General features: G+C 64.7%; 23 protein-coding genes and 1 tRNA gene. 6 read left to right on the top strand and 18 right to left on the bottom strand.

Features of this window, described 5'->3' with window-relative positions:
• Positions 1-45 precede the first annotated feature (45 nt).
• From VN11_RS01365 to VN11_RS01355, 3 genes are all read right to left on the bottom strand, one after another.
• A complete protein-coding gene (locus VN11_RS01365) occupies positions 46-978 on the bottom strand; it encodes an MBL fold metallo-hydrolase (protein ID WP_053448535.1) in 933 nt (310 codons plus the stop codon).
• Positions 979-1,137: 159 nt separating this feature from the next.
• Entirely contained in the window at positions 1,138-1,434 is a 297-nt protein-coding gene (locus tag VN11_RS01360) for a hypothetical protein (RefSeq protein ID WP_053448534.1), read from the bottom strand.
• A gap of 123 nt (positions 1,435-1,557) precedes the next feature.
• Positions 1,558-2,850 (bottom strand): tryptophan--tRNA ligase, encoded by a 1,293-nt coding sequence (locus tag VN11_RS01355; protein ID WP_053448533.1) that lies wholly within the window; start codon positions 2,848-2,850, stop codon positions 1,558-1,560.
• Between the two features lie 108 nt (positions 2,851-2,958).
• Between VN11_RS01355 and VN11_RS01350 the strand changes: the two genes are divergently transcribed.
• Positions 2,959-3,753: a hypothetical protein gene (locus tag VN11_RS01350; RefSeq protein ID WP_053448532.1), complete on the top strand. Its 795-nt coding sequence runs from the start codon at positions 2,959-2,961 to the stop codon at positions 3,751-3,753.
• Positions 3,754-3,839: 86 nt separating this feature from the next.
• On the opposite strand, the gene VN11_RS01345 is transcribed toward VN11_RS01350, so the two are convergent.
• The 3 genes from VN11_RS01345 to rocF all read right to left on the bottom strand — a co-directional run bounded on the left by VN11_RS01345 (position 3,840) and on the right by rocF (position 5,487).
• Positions 3,840-4,061 (bottom strand): CsbD family protein, encoded by a 222-nt coding sequence (locus VN11_RS01345; protein WP_004153772.1) that lies wholly within the window; start codon positions 4,059-4,061, stop codon positions 3,840-3,842.
• A 205-nt stretch (positions 4,062-4,266) separates the two neighbouring features.
• Positions 4,267-4,404, bottom strand: a complete 138-nt coding sequence (locus tag VN11_RS01340) for an entericidin A/B family lipoprotein (protein ID WP_008266021.1) — start codon at positions 4,402-4,404, stop codon at positions 4,267-4,269.
• Positions 4,405-4,566: 162 nt separating this feature from the next.
• Positions 4,567-5,487 carry an arginase gene (gene rocF, locus VN11_RS01335; protein ID WP_004153767.1) on the bottom strand — a complete coding sequence of 307 codons (921 nt, stop codon included), beginning with the start codon at positions 5,485-5,487 and terminating at the stop codon, positions 4,567-4,569.
• A gap of 130 nt (positions 5,488-5,617) precedes the next feature.
• On the opposite strand from rocF, the gene VN11_RS01330 reads away from it, so the two are divergent.
• On the top strand, positions 5,618-5,965 hold the full coding sequence (locus VN11_RS01330) for a hypothetical protein (protein ID WP_053448531.1): 348 nt from the start codon (positions 5,618-5,620) through the stop codon (positions 5,963-5,965).
• Positions 5,966-5,989: 24 nt separating this feature from the next.
• Here VN11_RS01330 and VN11_RS01325 read toward each other — a convergent pair whose 3' ends face one another.
• Together VN11_RS01325 and VN11_RS22660 are read right to left on the bottom strand one after the other, a co-directional pair.
• Complete coding sequence (locus tag VN11_RS01325; protein ID WP_238581841.1) at positions 5,990-6,598, bottom strand: DUF3011 domain-containing protein; 609 nt, start codon at positions 6,596-6,598, stop codon at positions 5,990-5,992.
• A gap of 21 nt (positions 6,599-6,619) precedes the next feature.
• A complete protein-coding gene (locus VN11_RS22660; RefSeq protein WP_238581840.1) occupies positions 6,620-6,760 on the bottom strand; it encodes a hypothetical protein in 141 nt (46 codons plus the stop codon).
• Between the two features lie 585 nt (positions 6,761-7,345).
• Between VN11_RS22660 and VN11_RS01320 the strand changes: the two genes are divergently transcribed.
• Positions 7,346-7,747 (top strand): hypothetical protein, encoded by a 402-nt coding sequence (locus tag VN11_RS01320; protein ID WP_053448530.1) that lies wholly within the window; start codon positions 7,346-7,348, stop codon positions 7,745-7,747.
• A gap of 169 nt (positions 7,748-7,916) precedes the next feature.
• Here the strand turns inward: VN11_RS01320 and VN11_RS01315 are convergent, their stop codons facing one another.
• A complete protein-coding gene (locus tag VN11_RS01315; protein ID WP_053448529.1) occupies positions 7,917-8,219 on the bottom strand; it encodes an addiction module antidote protein in 303 nt (100 codons plus the stop codon).
• A 58-nt stretch (positions 8,220-8,277) separates the two neighbouring features.
• Positions 8,278-8,565, bottom strand: a complete 288-nt coding sequence (locus tag VN11_RS01310) for a type II toxin-antitoxin system RelE/ParE family toxin (RefSeq protein ID WP_053448528.1) — start codon at positions 8,563-8,565, stop codon at positions 8,278-8,280.
• A 766-nt stretch (positions 8,566-9,331) separates the two neighbouring features.
• Between VN11_RS01310 and VN11_RS22100 the strand changes: the two genes are divergently transcribed.
• A complete protein-coding gene (locus tag VN11_RS22100) occupies positions 9,332-13,063 on the top strand; it encodes a tetratricopeptide repeat protein (protein WP_148564915.1) in 3,732 nt (1,243 codons plus the stop codon).
• Between the two features lie 828 nt (positions 13,064-13,891).
• On the opposite strand, the gene VN11_RS01300 is transcribed toward VN11_RS22100, so the two are convergent.
• The 4 genes from VN11_RS01300 to birA all read right to left on the bottom strand — a co-directional run bounded on the left by VN11_RS01300 (position 13,892) and on the right by birA (position 16,568).
• Positions 13,892-13,967 (bottom strand) — tRNA-Thr (locus VN11_RS01300).
• A gap of 40 nt (positions 13,968-14,007) precedes the next feature.
• The gene (locus VN11_RS01295; protein WP_053448526.1) at positions 14,008-14,862 is read right to left on the bottom strand and encodes an SPOR domain-containing protein; all 855 of its coding nucleotides are present in this window, start codon (positions 14,860-14,862) and stop codon (positions 14,008-14,010) included.
• Between the two features lie 9 nt (positions 14,863-14,871).
• A complete protein-coding gene (locus VN11_RS01290; RefSeq protein ID WP_053448525.1) occupies positions 14,872-15,603 on the bottom strand; it encodes a type III pantothenate kinase in 732 nt (243 codons plus the stop codon).
• Positions 15,600-16,568, bottom strand: a complete 969-nt coding sequence (gene birA, locus VN11_RS01285; RefSeq protein ID WP_053448524.1) for a bifunctional biotin--[acetyl-CoA-carboxylase] ligase/biotin operon repressor BirA — start codon at positions 16,566-16,568, stop codon at positions 15,600-15,602. The genes VN11_RS01290 and birA overlap by 4 nt, the downstream gene beginning before the upstream one ends.
• Before the next feature lie 144 nt (positions 16,569-16,712).
• Here birA and VN11_RS01280 point away from each other — a divergent pair, with 144 nt between their 5' ends.
• Both VN11_RS01280 and VN11_RS01275 read left to right on the top strand, forming a co-directional pair.
• Positions 16,713-16,991 (top strand): hypothetical protein, encoded by a 279-nt coding sequence (locus tag VN11_RS01280; RefSeq protein WP_049399853.1) that lies wholly within the window; start codon positions 16,713-16,715, stop codon positions 16,989-16,991.
• Positions 16,958-17,749, top strand: coding sequence for a zinc-dependent peptidase (locus VN11_RS01275; protein ID WP_180878682.1), 792 nt, complete (start codon positions 16,958-16,960; stop codon positions 17,747-17,749). The genes VN11_RS01280 and VN11_RS01275 overlap by 34 nt, the downstream gene beginning before the upstream one ends.
• A 127-nt stretch (positions 17,750-17,876) precedes the next feature.
• Here VN11_RS01275 and VN11_RS01270 read toward each other — a convergent pair whose 3' ends face one another.
• The 4 genes from VN11_RS01270 to dusA all read right to left on the bottom strand — a co-directional run bounded on the left by VN11_RS01270 (position 17,877) and on the right by dusA (position 21,703).
• Positions 17,877-19,301 (bottom strand): ATP-binding protein, encoded by a 1,425-nt coding sequence (locus tag VN11_RS01270; RefSeq protein WP_008268038.1) that lies wholly within the window; start codon positions 19,299-19,301, stop codon positions 17,877-17,879.
• Positions 19,302-19,326: 25 nt separating this feature from the next.
• The gene (locus VN11_RS01265) at positions 19,327-20,010 is read right to left on the bottom strand and encodes a response regulator transcription factor (RefSeq protein WP_004136763.1); all 684 of its coding nucleotides are present in this window, start codon (positions 20,008-20,010) and stop codon (positions 19,327-19,329) included.
• A 73-nt stretch (positions 20,011-20,083) separates the two neighbouring features.
• The gene (locus VN11_RS01260) at positions 20,084-20,458 is read right to left on the bottom strand and encodes a hypothetical protein (protein ID WP_053448522.1); all 375 of its coding nucleotides are present in this window, start codon (positions 20,456-20,458) and stop codon (positions 20,084-20,086) included.
• A 213-nt stretch (positions 20,459-20,671) separates the two neighbouring features.
• A complete protein-coding gene (gene dusA, locus VN11_RS01255; RefSeq protein ID WP_053448521.1) occupies positions 20,672-21,703 on the bottom strand; it encodes a tRNA dihydrouridine(20/20a) synthase DusA in 1,032 nt (343 codons plus the stop codon).
• Between the last annotated feature and the right edge of the window lie 175 nt (positions 21,704-21,878).

Genomic DNA, 21,878 nt, shown 5'->3' with positions numbered 1-21,878 from the left:
GTCGCGGTGCAGCGTCGGCTCGCCTCATCCACGCGTGGCGTGGATCTACCTGCGGACGCGGTCCAGCCAGCAGGCCAGGCCCTGTGCGTTGAGCTCGATGTCCATCGCCAGCACGGCCGTCACCGCGGCCTGGTCCAGAGCACAGCCATGCTGCTGCGCGCGCTCCAGGTACAGCGCCTGCAACGCGGCCAGCAGGCAGCGATGGCGATCGGGCCGGCCATCGCACTGGCGGCCGATGGTGGCCATCGCATCGATCTGTTCGAACAGATCGTCGGCCAGCTTCTGCACCTGCTGCACGCGGCCATAGTGGGTCAGGTACATCGCCTGAGGCGCGTAGTCGAGCATGCGCCGGATCGAGGCCTTCATCGCCTCCGGGTCGAACTGCACCGGCGACGAGGTGGGGAAGATGAAAGCGCCCTGCGCGCTGTCCAGCTCGCGGTAGGAGATGCCGAACGTATCGCCGGTGAACCAGCTGCGGCTGCGCGCGTCCCACACGCAGTAGTGGTGCAGCGCATGGCCCGGCGTGTGCAACAGCAGCAGCTCGCGGCCGGCCAGATCGATGCGGTGCCCGTCTTCGGCCACCACAACGCGCGTCTCCGGAATCGCCTCGATGCGGCCGTAGCTGCGCGCGATTTCCTCGGCGCCGTACACCGCCGTGGCGCCGGCAATCAGCCGGGTCGGGTCGATCATGTGCGGCGCACCGCGCGGGTGCAGTACCGCCCTGGCGTTCGGCAGCTGCTGCATCAGCAGGCCGGCGCCCCCGGCGTGGTCAAGATGCACGTGGGTGAGCAGCAGCCAGTCCACCGCTTCCACGCCCAGGCCGGCGTCCGCCAGCGCCTGCAGCATCGCCGGCACCGACAGGCCGGTGCCGCAGTCAACGAACGCGGCGCGGCCGTTTTCAACGATCAGATAGGCCGCGTCGAAATCCGGACGCTGGAAGCCGGTATCGATGGTGTGGATGCTGGGGTCGGCGGTCATCGGCACGCACCTGGCAGGAACGGGAACAGAATCCCATGGTAGGCGCTCACGCGGCCCGGGTTCGATGCGGCTTTGGTCGGAGGCGCACGTTTGTAGAGTCGAGCCATGCTCGACTGGGGGGAAAGCAGTCGAGCATGGCTCGACTCTACAAAGGCGGGGTTATCGGACCAGCCAGCGCGGCCGCAGCAGCAACGCCATTACCAGCACCGCCAGGAACGCGCCGTAGGCGTACAGCACCGCCAGCACCTGCGGCCAGATCGGGCCGGCGCCGGGCTGTGCCATGCCAATGCGATAGCCCCACAGCATCGACAGGATGCTCAGGGCGAAGGCCAGCAGCAGGGTGATGCCATCGAACAGGCGCCGCCGCGGGGTGCGCGGCTGGCGCGGGAACAGCCAGTACAGGCTGCCCAGCAGCAGGAACCAGGGCAGGAACAGCAGCAGCGACAACCAGGCCATTGCAGACTCCATGTCATCGCGCCGGAGGCGCGCGGACATCATGCCATGGGCGCTGTGCCATGGTCGCGCCGGCCGCTGGCCGGCGTGTCCCATGCAGTTGCCGGCCAGCGGCCGGCACTACCCTTATTCTTCGCGCAGCGCCGCCAGGGCAGCCAGCACCGCATCCACCTCGGCTTCCAGCTTGAACAGCTCACTCTGCAGCTGGTCGCCCTGCTCGGCCTGCTTGATCACCGCAATCAGCTGGCCCGCATCGCGCGGCGAATCGAAGCCTTCGCTCTGGATCAGCAGCGTGCCGTCGCCGGCCGTCAGCTTGAAGTAGAAACGGCCATCCTTCTCGCGGTACTGCTTGAACAGCGGCGGCGCCGCGCGGGCCACGCCGGCGTCTTCGCTGGCGATGTCGCCTGCGCTGGACAGATCGCGCAGGCCCACCGCATGGCGCAGCTCGTCCAGCAGCGGGGCTGCCAGCTGCTCGCGCAGCTGCTGGCCACGGCGCTTGAGCAGCGCTTCAATCTTTTCCGGCTCGGCCATCAGCGCGTTGTAGCGCTCGCGCAGCGGCGAAAGTTCGCTGTCGATGCGCTCGAACAGCTGCTGCTTGGCATCGCCCCAGCTGATGCCGGCGGCGAACGCCTTGGCGAATTCGGCGGTCTGTTCGGGGGTGGCGAACGCCTGGTACATCTGGAACAGCGCCGAGCCCTCGGTGTCCTTCGGCTCGCCCGGTGCGCGCGAGTCGGTCAGGATCGAGAACACCAGCTTCTTCAGCTCCTCGCGCGGCACGAACAGCGGAATGGTGTTGTGGTAGCTCTTGCTCATCTTGCGGCCGTCGAGGCCGGCCAGCGTCGCCACCTGCTCGTCGATCACCACGTCCGGCAGCGGGAAGTACTCCTTGCCGTACACGTGGTTGAAGCGCTGGGCGAAGTCGCGCGCCATCTCGATGTGCTGGATCTGGTCGCGCCCCACCGGCACCTGGTTGGCCTTGAAGATCAGGATGTCGGCGGCCATCAGCACCGGGTACATGAACAGGCCGGCGCTGACGCCCGCGTCCTCGTCCACGCCTTCCTCGCGGTTCTTGTCCACCGCCGCCTTGTAGGCGTGCGCGCGGTTGAGGATGCCCTTGCTGGCGATGGCAGTCAGGAACCACATCAGCTCGGTGGTCTCGCGGATGTCGCTCTGGCGGTAGAACCACACGTGTTCCGGGTCCAGGCCGCAGGCCAGCCAGCTGGCCGCGATCTCCAGGGTCGCGCGCTGGGTGCGCTGCGGGTCCTGCGACTTGATCAGGCTGTGCAGGTCGGCCAGGAAGAAGAAGCTCTCGATCCCCGGGGCGCGGCTGGCGGCGATTGCCGGACGGATGGCGCCAACGTAGTTGCCCAGGTGGGGCGTGCCGGAGGGGGTGATGCCGGTAAGGACTCGGGTCGTCATGACTGCGTGGGGTAACCTTCGATGAACGGGGCCAGTTTACCTTGCACGCCACCAACCCCGTCAGGGCCCGCGGCGCGTTCATTCACGCAACCCCGCTGGAGACGCCCGATGAAACGCCTGCTGCCCCTGCTGCTGATCCTGCCCCTGGCCGGTTTCCGCCCGGCCCCGCCCCCGCCGCCGGTCTATCAGGGCGGCCCGGTGCGCATGGCCCTGGTTGACCGCGACCGCGGCACCGAACTGCGCAGCTACCCCGCCGAAGGCCAGCGCTGGGTGGCCGGCGAGCGTGGCCATCGCTACGCCGTGCGCCTGTACAACGACAGTCCGCGCCGGGTGCTGGTGGTGCTGTCGGTGGACGGCATCAACGCCATTTCCGGCGAAGATGCCGATCCCTCGCAGACCGGCTACGTGCTCAACCCCGGCCAACGCGCCGACATCACCGGCTGGCGCAAGAGCCAGGATGAAGTGGCGCAGTTCGTGTTCAGCAGCCCCAGCGGCAGCTATGCCAGCCGCACCGGCCGCCCGGACAACATCGGCGTGGTCGGCGTGGCCGTGTTCGAGGAAGCACGTCGCTGGCGCCCCGAGCCGATCCTGCGCCGCAGCCTGCCCGCACCGGCCCCGGCGGCCGAAGCCGCCGCCGATGCCAGCGCCAGCCGCATCGAGGGTTATGCCAGCAAGTCGCAGGCGCCGGCACTGGGCACCGGCCACGGCGCACGCGAACAGTCGTCGGTGCGCGACACCGACTTCGAACGCGCCAGCCGCAGCCCGGCCCAGGTGCTGCAGCTGCGCTACGACAGCGCGCGCAACCTGCGTGCACGCGGCATCCTGGTGGATTCGCCCTCGCGCCTGCCGCGCGAACCGCAGGCCTTCCCCAACCGCTACGTGCCGGACCCGCCGGCACGCTGATCGCCGCCTGCAGACAACACAACGCCCGCAACCTCACGGTGCGGGCGTCGTGTTGTGGGGGAAACGTGTGGGGGAAACGGTGGTGCTTACTTGTAGTCCGGATAGTCCTTGCTCACCGCATCCTGGAACTCACGGACTTCCTTCTCAGCGCGGTCCTTGGCCCAGCCATAACGTTCCTGCAGGCGGCCCGCCAGGTATTCGGCATTGCCTTCGGCCACATCGAAATCGTCGTTGGTCAGATCGCCCCACTTGGCCTGGGCCTTGCCCTTCAGCTGCGACCACTTGCCGGAAATGATGTCTTTGTTCATTGCTGGGAGTCCTTGGTTGCAACGGCGTTCTTACCGTGGCTCCAGCTTCGCGCAGTGGCTGTTGAATGCCGGTCAACCCGCAATGAAATACATGCTCACCTGCTTGAATGGTTCACTCCGCTTGCACAGCCGTGCAGCAGAAAGCACGCACAAAAAAAGGCCGGGAAAACCCCGGCCTTTTCTCTCTTTCCGTTCCGCGCAGGGCTCAACGGCCCTTCGCGGTGTCCTCGACCTTCTCGCCCGCCTTCTGCACGTCCTTGCCGGCACCGGCAATGGTGTTGCAACCGGCCAGCAGGGCCACCGAGAACATCGACAACAGCATCAGGGCAACTACGCGCTTCATGGGCTTCTCCTTGGGTTTGCCGCTACACCGCTCAATTCGCGGATGGGATTCTTTCGCTCGGCGGAAGAAGGCCAATGCCCACTGCCGCCGCGTGAAGTGCAATCTGGCGGCAGACGCGTGGAGCGCGTGTGAACGGATCAAAGATCCGTTCAGGCCAAAGGCTCAATCGCGCATCAGGGTGGACTTGCCGAACAGGCTTTCGACCAGGTCCACGGCCAGTTCGGCGGTGGCATTCTGCTTGTCCAACAACGGGTTAAGCTCGACGATGTCCAGCGAGCCCATGCGCCCGGTGTCGGCGATCATCTCCATCACCAACTGCGCCTCGCGATAGTTCACCCCGCCCGGCACGGTGGTGCCCACGCCCGGCGCGATGCTGGGGTCGAGGAAGTCCACATCGAAGCTGACATGCAGGTGGGTGTTCTCGTCGATGCCGGCCAGCGCCGCTTCCACCGCACGCTTCATGCCGTTCTCGTCGATGTAGCGCATGTCATAGACATCGACCTTGTGGGTCTTGATCAGGCGCTTTTCTTCCGGGTCCACCGAGCGGATGCCGATCTGGTGCATCTGCGCCGGGGTGATCGCGGGGGACGTGCCGCCCAGCCGGGTCAGCGCATCCGGGCCAAGGCCGCACAGGCAGGCCACCGGCATGCCGTGGATGTTGCCCGACGGGGTCACATCGCTGGTGTTGAAGTCCGAATGCGCATCCAGCCACAGCACGCGCAGGGTCTTGCCCTGCTCGCGGCACCAGCGCGCCACGGCGGTAATTGAACCGATGCCCAGGCAATGGTCGCCGCCGAGCATGATCGGCATGCGGCCGGCCTGCAGTTCGGCATAGCTGGCTTCCATCAAGGCGTGGTTCCACGCCACCACCTCATCCAGGTGGCGGTAGCCTTCCACCGGCGCGGTCCACGGGTTGCGCGGGCCGTCCAGGTTGCCCAGGTCGCGCACGTCCACGCCGCGCGCCTCCAGCGCCTCCGGCAGGCCCGCCACGCGCAGCGCTTCCGGCCCCAGCCGGGCACCGCGATGGCCCGCACCCACATCAGTGGGAACGCCAATCAGGGATACGGAGATGGGATGGGCCATGGGTGCCTCCTGCGGGGGAAAAAGAAGCACAGTCTAGCCAGAGCTGTGTGACACCACTCGCGGCGGTGCAGCAGTGAATTGGCATGGCATGATGGCGCGCGGACCCGCCCCCGCTTCATGGAAGATTGCGATGTCGCCCTTCACCAACACTGCCTGGCCCCGCTTTTTCATGGTGGCGCTGCCCATCGCCATTTTTGCGGTTCTGTTGAGCAACTCCATCGATGCATCGCCGAACGGCTGGCTGATGCAGGCGACGCTCCTTCTGACGCCCTTCTCGTTTCTGCTGTTCCTCGGGTTGGGTTGGCAGCGCCTGCGCAAGGCGCACGCTGAATACCCGATCCTGAAAAGCGAACTGCACCGCATGCTGGCGGCGTTGATCGGCAACGTGAAGGTGGCCGCGCTGTGGTTCGGCCTGACCGTCGTCGGCATGTTCGCCCTGATGCTGGCGTGGGTGCTGCTGCGGAAGAGCGGCGGCTGACAGCGTGGCCCCGAACCCGCGGATTCAACTGCCGCGTCGGCGAACCGGCGTCACGCTCTGCACCTGGCCGTTGTTGCGCATCATGCACAGGAAGCGGCCATCGGGGTAATCGATGATCAGTTCCTGGTAGTCACTGCCTACCGGCATCTGGGTCACCAGCGCCCCCTGCGCGCCCTTGCGTGCATTGCAGGCGCCCAGCGCGGTATCGCCTGCAGGCGCGGGGGTAGTCACCGAGGACACATTGCGGAACACCGCGCGGCACCCACCATTGACCCACACCGAATGCCGCGCCAGGCCCCAATTCTTGCCTTCCTCGCAGCGGGTGCGGCTGAGCTGACGCACGATTTCCACGTTGCCGCGGGTGTTCAAGTCGCATGACACCTGTTGCTGGCCGGTGGATTCGCAGGTGACCTCGCGCGGCAGCGCGGCATCCCCGGCGGCAGCGTCGCGAGGGCCTGCGCTGTCTGCGGCGGACGCGGGCGTGCCTGTGCTGCTGACCTGGCAGATGCCATTGGCACCGCCTCGGCCGGTGTAGCTGACCTGCGGCGTGCCGTCATCGTTGCTGCTGATTGACAGGGTGATGCCGCTGTTGGCGTCGCGGGCTTCGAAATAGCGGTCGTTGAAGCGCTTCAACGCCGTCTCGCGGCCCTGCACCTAGACCGGCCCGCCCTCATCGGCGTGCACATCGATGCCGCCCGGGCAACTGGCGTTGAAGAACGGCACGGCGGCCATGGCCGGGGCTGCGAAGGCGGTGGACAACAGTGCGGCGGTGAGCGGCAGAGCGTGGCGGCGCATATGCAGTTCCCAAAGGATGCGTGCCCGCAGTATGCGGGCGGGTGCCCGGCGCGGGGCGTGAGGAGAATGATGCGCCGCGCGGCGGGTTTTGGCGTTCGCATTTGGTATGGTGGTTATGGCGCCTTGCCCGGGCTGTTAAGCCAGCTTTACTTCGCGGGCGTTTCAGGGCCTCGAAACAGTGCTGATTCCGATCAAACTCCAGCGAATGACTGCGCTGCGCGATATGTCGTTTTCGGCATTGCAGCGGCTGAAACAAGCCAATCGCGATAATTCATTTTTCCTTTCATATCACCCGATGCCATCGGAACAAACGACTGGTAGGCGGTGATTTGCCGTGTGCATGATGATATCGCCCCCTGTAAAGGTGGCCGGGACTTCCAAGCCCGTTTAATCGAAGCTGTATACGCTTGCCAGCCGGCGCCGTCCTCCCAAGAGCGGCGTCGGCTGGCAATCCGTTAGCCGATCGACGGCGGGCGGTGCGTGGGGGCCCCGTGCCCACCGGCTCATCGATTACCGGTCTTGGAAGCCACGCATCGCCTGCCACCCTTTTCGGGTGGCACCTCTGTTCCCGCCGAGGATGCCCGCATGTCCAAGACCCTCTATCCGTACCTGACCGCCACGCTGGGCGACGCCGCCCTGCATCTGCCGCTCGAGCTGGCGCAGCCCCTGGAAGCCGCCTTCGCCGCTGCGAACGATGCGCCCACGCCTATCAATCTCCCCGTCTGCCTGCGGCAGATCCAGGCCGGCGATGCCGCCGACGGACAGCCGTGGCAGGGGCCGTCAAGCACGCCCGGCCAAGCGGTGGCCGCCGCGCGCAGGGATCGCGCCGCCGCCGGTCTGGTGTCGGTGCTGGAGCTGTACCACGCCGCCGAGCGCGTTCGCGTGGATGGGGAAGAGAAAGACGATATCGGCGATGGCACGCGCGAGGGGCTGATGCTGGCCTGCCGGGGGTTGGCGGAGTATGTGGCGTTGCAGGTACGTAGCTGAGGCTGCGTTGGCAGTGTCAGCGGCGTTGATCGAAGGATCTGCCCACGTCATGCATTGAGCTGACTCACCGGCTTGGGACGAAGAAACCGCCGAAAGGCGGTTTTTTCATGTTCGTTCCACCGCCTTTGCGACCGGCGGCGCGCCGACGCATCAAGATCGGCGCGTGTGCCTATGCTGCGCTGGCATGCAGGCGCACACCCAGGGCGCGGGTCACTTTGAGGATGGTCGCGAAATCGGGGCTGCGCTCGCCCGACAGTGCGCGATACAGGCTCTCACGCGACAGGCCTGCCGCACGCGCGACCTTGCTCATCCCCTGAGCGCGTGCGATGTCGCCGAGCGCCTTGGCAATGAACGCAGAATCGCCATCGCTTTCTGCGATGCAAGCATCGAGATAGGCCGCCATCTCCTCCGGTGTACGAAGGTGCTCGGCCACGTCAAATGCTTTGAGTTCGACTTTCTTCTTGATGGCCATGATCGGACAGCTCCAGTACTTCGGTAGTGAGTCGTTTCACCTACAGCCCGTTCGACGCCTACAAGGCACGCGCAATCTCCCTGGCCTTCTCGATATCGCGTTGCCGTGAACCCTTGTCGCCGCCAGCCAGCAGAATCACCCACTGTCTGCCGCGCTGGGTGTAGTACACGCGGTAACCCGGTCCCACATCGATGCGCAGTTCGGAAACGCCATCGGCCAGATAGCGGTGATCGCCCAGATGGCCTTCGCTGAGCCGACCGATACGGGCCAGGATGCGAGCGCGCCCGGTTACGTCCTTGAGAGCGTCAATCCATGTCGCGAACTGACGGGTACGCTGGATCTTCATGGAGGACTGTAGCCTACTGACTACACCCCTTCAACCATTAGGAACGCGCTCGCGAGAATGCTCAGCGACGCGTCACGTGCCGAATGGAAGAACAGCAAGGGAAGAAGGAAGAAGACGGAGCAGGGAGCAATGCTCGACCAACGACCGCGCCGCCGCTTTGCGGGGGCCAATACAGTTGGTTGACGGTGCTAATCCGAACTAAAAAAAAAAAAGACACCCCACGCCATTGATATTACAGTATTTTTTCAATCTAAATTTGGCTAAACACTTCTAAACATACCCCAGTCATTGTGGATGCTCACGACCCTCTATGGATGATTGCTCCGGTGAACTCCAGCTAGGAGACGGCGCAGCGGCACCAGCGCAGAGCCAAAGCGAGGGGCGGAGAGACGGCCCTCGCATCAAAGACGGCTGGAGCCTGGGTAAACCGCGCCATCGCTTGATAGGCCCTCTAAGAACGGGCCTCAGGCGCCTACGCACCCGGACGCCTATCCCCCATCGTCGCCTAGAAGCGGCATTTGTCCTTAACACAACGCTTCCTAGGTCAGCACTGAGGCCGCGGCAGGTGTCCGCCAGGCAAATTGGCCCATCCAGAGAAACAGGGCCGGAAGCAAGGCATCGGAACTCGCCAGCATCGATAGGAGAGAACTAGAAAGACACTTAGGCATGGGCAGCTATATCCTGCTTTGCTGCGCTGGGAAGTTAGACTGCGGTGCACATACACCTCGCGCTCCGGCAAGAACTGGAAATGGATCTCTAGAAGCCCATGGCAAGCAATCTTATCAATAGCTGGTTGAATTCACTTGACAGCGAGATGCTCGAGGAGCTCGTGCTCCTCCACGTTAACGACAAGCATCAGCCCGAGCTGGAGGCCCAGCGCATTGGCGTTAGCGGCCAGATACAGAATGGCGTCGACGTGTATGTTCACGCCCGTAGGCCCGACCTTGCTCATTGGGGATACCAGTGCAAGGCGTATGCTCGATCAAAGCTCACTACAGCCATCTTCGACAAGGAGTTGAAGCTGTGCCACGAGTTCGATCCACCTCTCGACTACTACTGCATTGTTACCCTAAACAGCAGAGATGCGAGGTTGCAGCAGCATGCCAGGAATGCTTGTCTGCACGGAAAGACCAACAGGGTATCGATAATCGCGCTGGAAGATCTGGCATCTATCGTCCAGGCCTCACCTATGCTGAAGAAGCATCTCATTGACTTCGTGATGCATCCATCAGATGTGCGGGTAATCGGTGAGTACCTAGGGCTCATTAACGGCACGATGCCGAGCTTGACCGCTGAGATTGACCAATCACTACCGGATGACCTCAGAACCGCAGAAGATTGGATCAATAACGGGATGCCACTGCGAGCACTAGCCATACTCGACGCGCGAGGGGTGTCTACAAGTGAGAGTGCGGTCAAGCGTATTCGGTGCCGCGCACTCTACGGCATGGAAAGCTATTCGGACGTTCTGGCAATTGCAGAGACTGAGGCCGAGTGCCAAGTGCCAAATGCGCAACTCCTAATTCTTGGGGCATTGGCAGCGGAGGAACTTGATCAGACTGATGTAGCAGACAGACTCGCCAATCTCGCTCTCTCTTCAGCAACAGATGCCACGCTCGCAGAGTCTGTCGGCGGCTGCGTTCGGCTTCGCGCCAAACGCGGAGGCGCGGAAATTACGGATCTCGAGGCATTCGCGAAGGATCATCTTGGCGACAGGCTAGACAAAATAGCGGTGGCACTTGCCGATTCAGCAGCAGCGCTGGGTGATCCACATCGCGCCGCTCATTGGTTTGGAGTCGCACGATCCACTCGCCCGTACTTGGCGCTCGGCGTTCAGATCAACGAGCTTGCCAACGCTCTAGTAATTGCAACGGACAACTCCGATCACAGGGAAATATCCCGGATCATTTCTCTCCTACAGCAACACCTTGACTCCGTCAAAGCTCCGGAAAATTCATCCCTCCAGAGGGTTATCCTGACCAATCTCGGCGCAGCATATCGTGCCGCTGGACGATTTGCCGATTCCGCGAGCTCGTGGGATGAGGCGCTTGCAACTAAGAGCGGGCAACGTGACATCTGGATCCACCGATGCCTTCTCTGCGAACATGACAGTAGCATTCAGCCTCCGGATGAAGGCGCTGCGTCCGATCATGCCATCGATGCGATTGCGAAGCTCGCCTATGCATCTTCACTCACTTCGGCAAATCGGTTGTCCGAGGCAAGCACCATCGTGCAGCAGGTGCTTTCTGGCCCCCGCGTCACACCCGTAGAGAGTTCGATTGCACATGTAGAGCGGTTGCGAATTCGTTTACGAACCGACGATCTGCAGAGCGTCATTAGTGACGGCATTGGGCATGTCAGTGACCACGGCGAATCCATGCCGCTTCTCGGATGGCTGGCGACGCAGCATAGACGCGCCTCCGATGCTAACAAGCGCGAGATTGACCGCATTCTTCAGCAGATAGATCCGACGGGCATGACTTCCGAAGCAGTGCTCGGAATCGCGACGCCCTTAGCGATGAGCGGAGCCGGCATGTCACTCGGCCGTTGGATCCCTCGCCTTAAGGAGATTGCGTTCGCAGGCTCGGGAGAGCTGATCAACGAGCATGCCGCGATGGTCTTGGCAGAGACGCAATCCGACAATTTGGATTTTTCTGGATCCATCTTCACATTGGAGAGAGTCCATCAAAGCAACCCCGAAAGCACCGAAGTGCGGACACGGCTTGCGCAGGCGTACTATCAGGCTGGTGATCGCGGCCAGGCTTTGGACACACTCCAAGAGGCCATCGTTGCTCCTAATGCGACGACCCAGTCTGTACGTGACTGGGCAAGGCTAGCAGTGAATATGGGGAGAACACGGGAGGCAAGAAAGCTCTTCATGACGTTGGAAAAGCCCAAAGCCAAGTCGCCCGATGACTACATTTTGTTGATGCAGGCGCGGGTAATTCTGGGCATTAAGGAAGACGATGCAGACGCCATTGAACTGTTGCGCAATGACCTAGTCACGCCAGGACGCGCGTCACAGGTCTTCGCGCTTGGCGTTAACCGTAAGTCACCTAGGCGCGTTGATACCGTGCAGCGCGGTACGATCGTGGCCATTCACATCGAAAATCAGGTCGACGACGAATTTTACATCAGCAAGACCGGAGCACCGTCGCTGCCTGGCATTCGCTCGTTAGATCCCATCCACCATCCTTGGATCGAGCAGCTTATAGGCCAGCGATCCGGTGCCACCGTGACGCTTATCGGAGACCCGTTTGACGGGAAGGTTGCGGAGATTAGATCCATTCGTGGACCGTCCGAAATCCTGTATGCCGAGGCAATGCAGCAGATCGGCTTGAGCTCAAAGGAGCAAACGGGCGTTCAGCGCATCAGTGGAGATATCGAATTCCAACTGGCAGAAGCCAAGAGGATGCTAAGTGCGCGCCACCGGGCTGTGGAAGAACAGCTTGATCTCGCGAAGCAGGGAAACTTTCCAGCTGTGCTGATGGCAAAGCAGTTCCAAACAAGCCCTAGAGAGTTCATCTACAAGTCCAAGTTCTGGACACCGCATTCTCATTCTGGGACCACTCCCGATATTGAGGCTGACGAATGCACACTGAACGCATCCAACGGATGGATACTGGACGCAACGACCGTTCTTCTGCTTGCCACAATCGACGCCGAGGACTTTGCCGGCCGCCTATTCAAGCCACCCCGAATCACTAAGCTAGCGATCGCTCAACTTTGTGACTGGCGCGCCGAGGAGCGTGAACGACGTCGATCAGTCGGACATATGAATCTTGACGAGCAGGGCAACCTTTGCATCACAAGCAGAAGCGCCGCTGAGCGGGTTGCTCTGCTTGAGTTCTGGAAGAGAGTATCGAAGATCATTAGCCAGTGCAGAATTATCGACGTGCCGACAGTCCCGCTATCTTGTGAAGCAGCTCAGCTTCTGGATGCCTTGGGGCCAGAGACATTCGCCACCTTCCACGCCGCAAAGTTCCATGGCTTCACGTTGATTGCAGAAGAGCTCAGCCTCCGGGCTATCGCAACCGCTTCTACCGGAGTTCCATCCGCGGCATTGCACTCGCTGATCATCATGGCTTCTCGACACGGATGGATCACACTCAGGCAAGCCATGCTTTGGGTTTCTCGGCTCATTGAGCTCGGCTGGACATGGGTGGGCTTCCCAGCTGACTGGCTTTGGACCTGCATGAATCTTCCCGAAGATGAACGCTGGAGAGTGCTCGAGGTGATTTCGAGCCGAATTCAATTGGCCGATCCACGTACATCGGCAGTTGGGCTACTTGCATCCTTGACGATGCTAGATGCCGGCGTCATTCAGGTCGCGGATTCTTCGCGATACAGACAGCTCATATTGGCCAGCTTTCCAGCACTCGAGCAGTCCATTCGCTCGGGAATTGCCCGAGCATATAGGTCACAGGGACCCCGAACTCTAGAAGCCAAGAAGACAGCGAGGCTGCTTAGGGACTGGGCGGAGAACGACAGAGAATGAATGTTCAGTTCTTGCAAATCACTCTTCGTCCATCGTTACGCTGAAGGAAGCTTGCCCCTCCCTTGAGCCGCCTTGGCATGGGCTCAGCCAATGGCAATGCACTCGCCGCCCCCTCTCACTCTTGCCAATGGTGGGATGATCAATGGCCCAGGGATAAGCCGCTGGCTCGCCAAGGACATCCATTCGGCCCCGATAAGAACGGGTACGTCGCGGACGCGGCCCTCGCGCCTCATAGCGATTCTTCCGTTGAGGAAGGAGACGGTTTTGGTCGGTTCGCTCGTACCGCAGGGGCCACGAAAGCAACATGCTCCTCCTGACTGGACCAAGTGGCCGCCAAGGGATGGCCACCGCAAGGCGCAGACCAGCAAACCGAGCCAGTGGGCGAGCCAGACGAGATCTACGGCGATTGCGGTCGAAGCAAGAGGCTCGGATCGGCCGCGGACTTGTAGCAATCGTTTAGCAGCGCTGAAACGTCCGCATCAAGCTCCCTGAAGGCGTCAGACCTCGCTAAGCTCTCTTCATGCGCCCTCTGCATCACGATATAGGACGTGGTGAGCGTGGTCGAGTCACTCTATAGATCAGCTCAACCACGACGCCCGAGTCCCCCCAAGCTCATCGAACTTCGACTTGACGACAGGGATTTTACTAGCCACAGCCGAGCTCAGCTCACGCGCCGACATGGGCCGCGGCTCTACCCCCGATTGCACCCCCTTATGCGGGCGGATGCTCATGGACGACCGGGGGACAAAGAGGCACAAAAAAAACCCCGCGATTTCAGCGGGTTGACTGTGCACCGTGGAGATCTACGGATGCCAGTGGATCGGAAGATGGTGCCGCTTATCCGAATCGAACGGATGACCTACTGTTTACAAGACAGTTGCTCTACCAACTGAGCTAAAGCGGCAAGGTTGGATCACCGGCGGCAGCGCCGCGGTCCGGGGATTCTAGCGCAACCGCGCGCATTCCAGCGACCGGCTCTGCGCCGCGCCGCTGCGCTGCTGGGCCTGGGCCGGCTGCGTGCCCGCCGCCAGCTGGCCTTCCAGCCACCATTGGCCGACGTCGCCGCTGGCCACCAGGCGCGGCTGGAAGCCGGCGGCCTGCACCGCCGCCACGCGGCGCTCGGCGCCCTCGCGGTTGCGGTACTGGCCCAGCGCCACGGCGTTGATGTCCTCGCCCTGGCTGATGATGTAGTAGTCGCTCAGGCCGGCGGCGACGATGCGCTTCACCGTGGCCTGCGCTTCTTCCCGGTTGGCGGCGGCCGGCAGCAGCACGCGGTAGCGGGCACTGCCGCTGGCGGCGGGCTGTTCGCGCAGGCGCACCTGGCTGATGGCATTGCCGGCCTTGCCCTGCGCGGCGGTCGCGGCGGCGCGGTCGGCAAATGGTCCCAATGCGACACAGCGCGGCGGCTCCGGGGCGGCTGGCGGCGTCGCGGGCTTTTCCGCAACTGGTGCGGGCGCAGGTTTGACGGCTGCAGCAACGGCCACGGGTGCCGGTGCAGGTACGGCCTCAGCCACCTGCGGCTTGGCCAGCTCCGGCTTGGCCGGCACCGCAGGCGCGGGCGTCGCTGCCACGGCGGTCTTCTCGGCCGGTTCGCGCTCCATCAGCGGTGCGGTCGGGGCGGCAGCGGTGGCTTCGGCAGCGGCATTCGCATCATCCCCACCCGGCACCCAACGCAGCTCGGCCACGCCGGCAGGTTGCGGCGCGGGCGCAGGCGGTTGCGGTGCATCGCGCAGCAGCCACCAGCAGGCGACGCCAAGATTCAGGATGGCCAGTACGACGATCAGGGCACGGGTCAGCATGCGCGGATACTAGCCTGCGGGCTGGTGCACCGCCCAGCGGGCGAGGCCATCCAGCACCAGCGACGGGTGGTAGTCGGCGCCGGGCAGCAGCGGCATCAGCGCCGGTGCGCCACCACCGTGCACCAGCAGCGACGGTGCCACGCCCAGCAGCGCGTGCGCCTGCTGTGCGCTGCGTTCGATCAGCGCCACGGCCGCGCCATCGCAGCCGGAGGCCAGCGCGTCGGCGGTGTCGTTGGCGAATTCGCTGTAGTCGCCACCAGTGGCCGGCAGCTGCACCGCACGCGCGTGCAGTGCTTCGCGCATGGTGGTGGGCGATGCGGAGATACGGCCGCCGTGGTGCTGGCCCTCGGCGTCGAGCAGGTCAATGGTCAACGCGGTGCCCACGCCAACCACCAGCACCGGGCGCTGCGCCTTGGCGGCGGCCAGCAGGGCCAGGAAGCGATCAACACCGAACTTTTCCGGCTTGGCATAGGCAATGCGCACGCCCGCGCATTCGGCGCTGGTGCGCACCACGTGCACGTGTTCGAAGCGGCGCTGCAGCTGGTCCAGCATGGCGCTGGTCAGCGACGGTGCGGCCACGCTGGCGACGAACGCGGTGGTGCCGCTGGGCAGGCTGTGCGGTGGCTGCCCGGCCATGCCTTCAGCGCCATGCGCCCAGGCCTGCACGTCGCCGGCACGGTCACCCTGCAACGGCGCGAACTTGAAGCGCGAGTTGCCGAGGTCGAACAACCAATCGCTCATGCCGCCCTCACGCTGACTTCGCCGGCGTGCAGCAGGCGTTCCTGGCCATCGATGCGCACGCGCAGCGCGCCGTCATCGGCCAGGCCCAGTGCGGTGCCGTGCTGCCACTGCCCTTCCAGCTCCACGCGCACTTCGCGCCCGGCCAGCATGTCGAAGGCGGCGTAGCGCGGCAGGAACGGTGCGAGGCCTTCGCGATCGAATTCCTCCAGCGCCGGCAGCAGCCGCGTCAGCACCGCCGCAACGACCACGTTGCGATCCACCGGCTTGCCGGCCAGCGTGTCCAGATCCACCCACGGCTGGGTGATCTGCTCGGCGAACGCGGGCGGCATGTGCGTGTTGATGCCGATGCCGATCACTGCGCGCGCCGGGCCGGCGTATTCGCCACCGCCTTCGGCGAGCAGGCCGACCAGCTTGCGGCGGCCATCGACGATCAGGTCATTCGGCCACTTCAGCTGCGCCTGGGTGAAACCAAGGTCGTGCAGCGCTTCGGCCACGGCGATGCCGGCCACCAGGCTCAGCCCGGCCAGGCGGCCGAGGCCACCGGAATACAGGCGCAGCACCGACAGGTAGATGTGCGCGGCCAGCGGCGAGGCCCAGGTACGGCCACGACGGCCGCGGCCACCGGTCTGGCGTTCGGCCAAAAGGACGCTCACCCCGCGCTGGGGCGCGCTGCAACGCAGCAATTCGGCGTTGGTGGAGTCCACCGTCCAGGCCACCTGCAGGTCGTGCAGCAGCGGCAGAACCGCGGCAGGCAGGCCGGCGCGGATCGCGTCCGGGTCCAGCAGGTCGACCGGACGGGTCAGGCCATAGCCCTCGCCAGCACGGCCTTCCACGCCCACGCCGGCAGCCCTAAGTCCTTGAATGCGCTTCCAAATGGCCGCCCGGGTCTGGCCCAGCTCACGGGCCAGGGCGTCGCCGGACAGGCGACCGGCAGCGAGTTTGGCCAGCAATTGGCGATCGTCCACGGCAGCTTCCACGAAGTCAGGAAGGAATTATGCGGGAAAGCCGCCAGCGACGCCCGCCACGCTGGGTTCTGCGGGGGCTTCCAACGGGGCGCCGGGTTCGGGCTAGAATCGGGAACTCACCTTCCCTTAACGTGGATGTCGTCAATGCGCCGTTATGCCCATTGCCTGATCCTGCTGATGATGCCCTTCGCGGCGTCTGCAACGGCAGCGCTGGACGACAGCCGTGGGGCCTGCGTGTCCTCCAATGGCGATGCCGCTTCGCAGCGCGCACCCACTGCCAGCGCATCGGCCGCAAGCACCAAGGCGGCACCGGTACGCCCGGCCGCCAGCACGACTACCGGCGGCGGTGGCAGCGATGACGACATGCTGCCGCGCATCCGTGCACCGAAGTGGCACAGCTACCTGCCGGGAATGTTCCGCTGATCAAGTCGTTGCTGCAGTGGCTGCGGCCTGCGCCGCGGCCGATTGACGATGCGCTTTGGGATAACGCCTGCCGCCGCGCGGCCTGGTTGCACGGCCTGGACGACGCGCGTCGCGCGCGCCTGCGCGTGCTGGCCACGCGCTTCCTGCACGAGAAGACCATCACCCCCATCGGCGAGCTGCAGCTGCAGCCCGGCGATGGCGTGCTGCTGGCCGCGCTGTGCTGCCTGCCGCTGCTGGAGTTCGGCGAGGTGGGGCTGGAAGGCTGGTCGCAGCTGATCGTCTACCCCGATGCGTTCCGCGTGCACCGCAGCCACATGGATGCGGCCGGCGTGCTGCACGAATGGGATGACGAGCTGATTGGCGAGTCGTGGGACAGCGGTCCGTTGATCCTGTCCTGGGCCGATGTGCAGGCCGACCTGGCCGCGCCGCACGAGGGTTACTGCGTGGCGGTGCACGAGATGGTGCACAAGCTGGATGCGCTGGATGGCGCAATGGATGGCACGCCGCCGCTGCCACGGCAATGGCAGCGCGAGTGGGCCGGCATTTTCCAGCGTGCCTACGACGCGTTCTGTGCGCAGGTGGATGCGGGTGAGGAAACGCTGATCGATCCGTATGCGGCCGAGGCGCCGGAAGAGTTCTTCGCGGTGGCCAGCGAGTACCACTTCTCGGCACCGGATCTGCTGCAGCAGGCGTTGCCGGAGGTGGCCGCGCAGCTGCGGCGGTTCTATGGCGAGCCGCCGGCGTTCGAACAACGGTAGTGCCGGCCGCTGGCCGGCAAGCTCATGATCTTCGGTGGCATTGCCAGGTTGCCGGCCAGCGGCCGGCACTACCGGAACACCACGTGTTGTTGCGCCAGGCGATTCCCGGCGGACGGGAACGCGCGGTTTACGGCCCCGGCGGCAGGCGCACTTCGAAGCGGGCGCCGCCAAGTTCGCTGGAACGGCCGACGGCCAGTTCGCCGCGGTAATCCTTGATCAGGTCCTGCACGATCGACAGGCCGATGCCATGGCCCTGCACGCGCTCGTCGCCGCGCACGCCACGCTGCAGCACCTTGCCGATGTCGTCCGGGGCGATGCCCGGGCCATCGTCGTCCACCGCCAGCAGCAGGCCGGCGCGACGCGCGTTCGGTGCCGGCAGCGGCTGCGCGGTCAGCAGCACGCGGCGGTTGGCCCACTTGAAGGCGTTTTCCAGCAGGTTGCCGAGCAGCTCCTGCAGGTCGCCCGGTTCACCGTGGAAGCGCGCGGCCGGGTCGATGTCGAACTCGCACAGCACGCCCTTGGAGGCGTAGACCTTCTCCAGGCCGCGCACGATTTCCTCGGCGTTGGATTCGATCGGCAGCGGGGCGGAGAACAGCTTGTGGCCCGACGACGCCGCGCGTGCCAGCTGGTACGAGACCAGGTTGTTCATGCGCTGCAGCTGCACGTCCAGTTCTTCGCGCAGCGCGCCATCACCGGCACCGCTGTCCATCTGCGTGCGCAGCACCGCGATCGGCGTCTTCAGGCTGTGCGCCAGGTCGGCCAGGGTGTTGCGCTGGCGCTCCAGGTTCTCGCGCTCACTCTCGATGAAGGCGTTGATGCTGTCGGTCAGCGGCTCCAGCTCGCGCGGGTGGCGCTCGCTCATGCGCGCGGTCTCACCACGCTGCACCTTGGTCAGCTCGGTAATGACCCGCCGCAGCGGGCGCAGGCTCCACTGCAGGATGACGGTCTGCAGCAGCAGCAGGATCAGGCCGATGCCACCGAGGTAGAACCAGACCCGGCTGCGGAACACGCGCAGCTGCGCGCCCAGCGCGCGCGAGTCTTCCATCACGTAGATGGTGTACGGGAATTCGGTGGCGGGGTCAGCGTCGGCATCCCACACCAGGCCCAGGCCATAGCGGTACACCGAGCCCTGGCTGCCGTCGATCTGGATCATCGGCAGCGGGCCTTCGAACACTTCCTGGCGCGGCGCCAGCAGGCCACCGCCGACGGTGGGCAGCATCGGGCCTTCGGCGGACATCGAATTGCCCTTGCCGTGCGGCATCACCACCTGCAGGTACAGGCCGCTGCCCGGAACGTCGAAGCGCGAATCCGGCGGCTGCTCGCGGATGTACAGCGAGCGGTCGCGGGTGAAGTCGATGCCGGCCGCGTAGGCGGTGGCGTAGTTCTTCAGGCGCTCACGCAGGTTCGCCTTCGCCGTGTCGGCGAAGGCGGCGTCGAGCGCGTAACCGGCCAGCGCCAGGAACGCGACCAGGCCCACGGACGCGGCGAACATCTGGCGCGCCTGCAGTGAGCGCGGCCGCCAGCGTCGGAAGAACCACAGACGGCCGGACATCGTGTTATCGCCAGGGTGAGCCGGCTCAGCCCTCGTTGCGCGGGATCGCGAAACGGTAGCCGCGACCACGCACGGTCTCGATCGGCTTCAGTTCGCCATCCGGGTCCAGCTTCTTGCGCAGGCGGCCGATGAACACTTCCAGCACGTTCGAGTCGCGGTCGAAGTCCTGCTGGTAGATGTGCTCGGTGAGGTCGGCCTTGGAGACCAGTTCACCGGCATGCATCATCAGGTACTCCAGCACCTTGTACTCGTAGCTGGTCAGGTCGACATTGCTGCCGGCCACGCTGACGGTCTGGGCGGCCAGATCCAGGGCGACCGGGCCGCATTCCAGGGTCGGCTTGCTCCAGCCGGCGGCGCGGCGCAGCAGCGCGTTGACGCGGGCCAGCAGCTCTTCGACGTGGAACGGCTTGACCAGGTAATCGTCGGCGCCCTGCTTCAGGCCCTCGACCTTGTCCTGCCAGCTCGAACGCGCGGTCAGGATCAGCACCGGGAACTTCTTGCCTTCGTCACGCAGGGCCTTGATCAGCTCCATGCCCGACATCTTGGGCAGGCCGAGGTCGATGATGCCGACATCGAACGGGACTTCGCGCCCCATGTAGAGGCCTTCCTCGCCGTCCTGCGCAGCATCGACGGCAAAGCCTTCGCGCTTGAGCCGGGCTGCCAGGGTCTCACGCAGCGGGGCTTCGTCTTCGACCAGAAGGATACGCATGAACTCTCCCTAGTGTCCTGGGTGTGGCCCGGAGGCCTGTGGGGTACGGGTTGATAGCGACAACTATCCCTGTTCAGGGGTTATCGCCGCGTAGTGATGACATATCCGACCGCGGCGTGCGCGGCTGTGAACGCGACGGGGCGGGGTCGTCCATGTAGCGGACCCGGCCCCGGTCGTCCATGTATTTCACCCGGTTGATGTCACGACCATCGAACGGCACGCGCTCGGCACCGAGGATGTGGCCGCCGGTGGTGCGCTGCACGCGGCGCACGGCATCGGACAGCGAACGCTCGTCGCCACGGTTGCCGCGCTCGCCCCGCTCCATCATCTCCGCCCGCCCCTGGTCGCCGCGCGGCGGCTGTTGCGCCAGCGCCGAAGACAACGGCGCAGCCGCCAGCAGCACGCAGGTGGCCAGGGCAATGCGGCGGTGGAAGGGAGCGGAAGACATCGATGCGATCCTAGCCGAGCTCGGCGATTCGTTCAAAAGTCGTAAATCCGGGTGCCGGGTTCGGGACCCGGCGCTTTACAAATCCTTTGCAAATTCTTGGTTTGGGGCAGTGAATCCGGTCTGAACTTTTCCGGTCCCACCGCTGCGTTGTTCAGCTAAGTGAACATTCGGGACGAATCGCCGCCCCTTGTCAAGTCAGGAATGTGACTTCGGTCACGCTGCGACGCGATCCGCATCGCGTTCGGTGACCGCCAGCGCCTGCTCGACCAGGCTCCAGTCGGCGCCCGGGCGGTGTGCGCCCTCGCTCAGCACCTGGCGGAATGCGCGGCCACCGGGCTGGCCATGGAACAGGCCGAGCAGGTGGCGGGTGATGTGCTTCAACGCCAGGCCTTCGCCCAGGCGCGCTTCCACATAGGGGCGCAGCGCGCGCAGCAGGTCGCCACGGGCCTGCAGCGGGGCGCCGGTGTGCAGCGCCTCCAGCTGATGCAGCAGATAGGGGTCGTGGTAGGCCGCGCGGCCCAGCATCACGCCGTCGACGTGCGCGGCCTGCGCCTGCACCGCCTCGAGGCTGGCCAGGCCACCGTTGAGCACCACCGGCAGCGCCGGGCGCTCCTGCTTCAGGCGGTAGGCCCAGTCGTACTTCAGCGGCGGAACCTCGCGGTTCTCCTTCGGCGACAGGCCCTTCAGCCACGCGTTGCGGGCGTGCACCACGACCATGGCGGCACCTGCGGCGACCTGGCGGTCGACGAAGGCGGCGAACACCGCGTAATCGTTGTCTTCGTCCACGCCCAGGCGGCACTTCACCGTGACCGGGATATCCACCGCATCGACCATCGCCGCCACGCACTCGGCCACCAGTACCGGCTCGCGCATCAGGCAGGCGCCGAAACGCCCGGCCTGCACGCGGTCGGACGGGCAGCCGCAGTTGAGATTGACCTCGTCGTAGCCCCACTCGGCGGCAATGCGCGCGGCCTGCGCCAGCAGCGCTGAATCACTGCCGCCCAGCTGCAGCGCCAGCGGCTGTTCGCTGCGGTCGAAGCCGAGCAGGCGCTCGCGGTCGCCGTGGATGACCGCGTTGGCGTGCACCATCTCCGTGTACAGGCGTGCGCCCGGCGCCAGCACGCGATGGAACACGCGGCAATGGCGATCGGTCCAGTCCATCATCGGGGCAACGGACAGGCGCAGGGAATCGGCGTAACGGGCGGTGGCGGACGTCATCGGGGCGTTGATCGTGGAGTCTGGCATTGCCAGTGAGATCAATAGTTTACACCGGGTGGCTGAATGGCGGCGGGGAGCGCTACGCAGACACGCCAGGCTTTGACGCAGTTGCCAATTGAACGATGTATCCTTGTGGATACGATTCATGGCGATCCTCCAGGCAAGAGAGACGTTCGCGCGCTGGCTGTGCGTTACGCACGAG

This window comes from Stenotrophomonas maltophilia (assembly GCF_001274595.1).
Lineage (GTDB): Bacteria > Pseudomonadota > Gammaproteobacteria > Xanthomonadales > Xanthomonadaceae > Stenotrophomonas > Stenotrophomonas forensis.
The sequence above is the reverse complement of the archived record's forward strand: the minus strand, read 5'-3'. Positions and strand labels throughout refer to the sequence as shown.

Excerpts from the sequence above, each read along its gene's own strand:
- VN11_RS01365 (WP_053448535.1), bottom strand. The coding sequence starts at position 978 with ATGACCGCCGACCCCAGCATCCACACCATCGATACCGGCTTCCAGCGT.
- VN11_RS01360 (WP_053448534.1), bottom strand. The coding sequence starts at position 1,434 with ATGGCCTGGTTGTCGCTGCTGCTGTTCCTGCCCTGGTTCCTGCTGCTG.
- VN11_RS01355 (WP_053448533.1), bottom strand. The coding sequence starts at position 2,850 with ATGACGACCCGAGTCCTTACCGGCATCACCCCCTCCGGCACGCCCCAC.
- VN11_RS01350 (WP_053448532.1), top strand. The coding sequence starts at position 2,959 with ATGAAACGCCTGCTGCCCCTGCTGCTGATCCTGCCCCTGGCCGGTTTC.
- VN11_RS01345 (WP_004153772.1), bottom strand. The coding sequence starts at position 4,061 with ATGAACAAAGACATCATTTCCGGCAAGTGGTCGCAGCTGAAGGGCAAG.
- VN11_RS01340 (WP_008266021.1), bottom strand. The coding sequence starts at position 4,404 with ATGAAGCGCGTAGTTGCCCTGATGCTGTTGTCGATGTTCTCGGTGGCC.
- rocF (WP_004153767.1), bottom strand. The coding sequence starts at position 5,487 with ATGGCCCATCCCATCTCCGTATCCCTGATTGGCGTTCCCACTGATGTG.
- VN11_RS01330 (WP_053448531.1), top strand. The coding sequence starts at position 5,618 with ATGTCGCCCTTCACCAACACTGCCTGGCCCCGCTTTTTCATGGTGGCG.
- VN11_RS22660 (WP_238581840.1), bottom strand. The coding sequence starts at position 6,760 with ATGCGCCGCCACGCTCTGCCGCTCACCGCCGCACTGTTGTCCACCGCC.
- VN11_RS01320 (WP_053448530.1), top strand. The coding sequence starts at position 7,346 with ATGTCCAAGACCCTCTATCCGTACCTGACCGCCACGCTGGGCGACGCC.
- VN11_RS01315 (WP_053448529.1), bottom strand. The coding sequence starts at position 8,219 with ATGGCCATCAAGAAGAAAGTCGAACTCAAAGCATTTGACGTGGCCGAG.
- VN11_RS01310 (WP_053448528.1), bottom strand. The coding sequence starts at position 8,565 with ATGAAGATCCAGCGTACCCGTCAGTTCGCGACATGGATTGACGCTCTC.
- VN11_RS22100 (WP_148564915.1), top strand. The coding sequence starts at position 9,332 with ATGGCAAGCAATCTTATCAATAGCTGGTTGAATTCACTTGACAGCGAG.
- VN11_RS01295 (WP_053448526.1), bottom strand. The coding sequence starts at position 14,862 with ATGCTGACCCGTGCCCTGATCGTCGTACTGGCCATCCTGAATCTTGGC.
- VN11_RS01290 (WP_053448525.1), bottom strand. The coding sequence starts at position 15,603 with ATGAGCGATTGGTTGTTCGACCTCGGCAACTCGCGCTTCAAGTTCGCG.
- VN11_RS01280 (WP_049399853.1), top strand. The coding sequence starts at position 16,713 with ATGCGCCGTTATGCCCATTGCCTGATCCTGCTGATGATGCCCTTCGCG.
- VN11_RS01270 (WP_008268038.1), bottom strand. The coding sequence starts at position 19,301 with ATGTCCGGCCGTCTGTGGTTCTTCCGACGCTGGCGGCCGCGCTCACTG.
- VN11_RS01265 (WP_004136763.1), bottom strand. The coding sequence starts at position 20,010 with ATGCGTATCCTTCTGGTCGAAGACGAAGCCCCGCTGCGTGAGACCCTG.
- VN11_RS01260 (WP_053448522.1), bottom strand. The coding sequence starts at position 20,458 with ATGTCTTCCGCTCCCTTCCACCGCCGCATTGCCCTGGCCACCTGCGTG.
- dusA (WP_053448521.1), bottom strand. The coding sequence starts at position 21,703 with ATGCCAGACTCCACGATCAACGCCCCGATGACGTCCGCCACCGCCCGT.